General features: G+C 40.3%; 1 pseudogene. It reads right to left on the reverse strand.

Annotated elements, in window-relative coordinates:
- Nucleotides 1-19: 19 nt before the first annotated feature.
- Nucleotides 20-1,237: pseudogene (locus ACUVJL_RS18215) on the reverse strand (ISAs1 family transposase); the annotation flags it as partial.

Below are 1,237 nucleotides of genomic sequence, written 5' to 3' on the forward strand. Positions count from 1 at the left end.
CAGGGTAAGAGCATCTCAATCAGGCTTGACACAAGGATTTGAGAATAAGCATCATGTACTCATCACTCATGGCTGCCCGGTTCCTTTTTTGTCTCAAGCTACGCGGTAGGGTGGTTTCTTGATTGAGGGCATTAAGGGCCATCCGTCTGAGCACAGCCAAGTTTCGAGGACTATTCAATGTTCGGACGCGAGATTTATCCTCATTAAAAGTCACATCTAAAACCCAATGTTCTTGATTTTCAATGCTCCAATGTTCCCGGATAATAGCACCATGCTTCTGGGCATCTCCGGTTAAAGAACTTAGATAAAACTGGACTTCATGAGAAGTTCCATTCCACTGTTGTCGAAACCGTTCGACTATAACAACCGTCTGTAGTCCCGCCCATTTATATTGATTATAAAGACCTCCAAATTCTGAAACGGGAATCGCCCAAACTCTTCTTTTTTCAATCCGGTTATGGCCTTTTTCTATTTGACGGTAATCCGTCATTTTAACTCCAGTAAATTGGCGACTTGATTGAAGCTCAAACCAAGATTTAACTTGATTGTAAAGAGTCGGGTGATTACTTTTTAAGCAAACTACATAATTAGCTTTTTTCTGAACAATCTGTTTAATAATCTCCGTTTGAGTCCCCATTGCATCCATCGTAATAATTGCGCCGGTTACGTCGATTAATTCTAATAACGCTGGAATCGCTGTAATTTCATTGGAATGGCTATCTACCTTAACTTGGCCGAGGACTAAACGATTTTCCGAAGCCCACGCTGTCACTAAATGTAAATTTTTTTTGCCCTGATTTCGGTCATAAGACCCCCGAAGGCTTTTTCCGTCAATCGGGATAACTTGGTCAACAACTGAACCGAGGAATTTTTGAACCCATTGAGTTAACTTCTGTTCTAAAATTTTGGGGTCTAGTTTTTCAAAAACAAGGGCGTAACGTATCATGATGAGGAATGCCATTGGGTAATTCTAAAAATTGTTTGAGCCAGTGCTGTTTACTTATTCCGTAATTTTCCATGTCTTCCCATCCGTTACCTCCAGCTATTATCGCTAACAAAGCAATCACTAGAATATCTTTAAGTAAGTGATGTTTAGTGCGGTCAACTCTTGGATCTGGTAGATCATCAAAATAATTCAACAAACCCCCTTCTAGTTCTTGCATAGAAATAGGTTGATGCTGGGTTTTTATGTTTTTTAATTTAGCGCTCGCGACAACGGGTGCAAATCCTTTAGTCA

The organism is Microcoleus sp. OTE_8_concoct_300 (assembly GCF_031383065.1).
In the GTDB taxonomy this organism is placed as follows: domain Bacteria; phylum Cyanobacteriota; class Cyanobacteriia; order Cyanobacteriales; family Microcoleaceae; genus Microcoleus.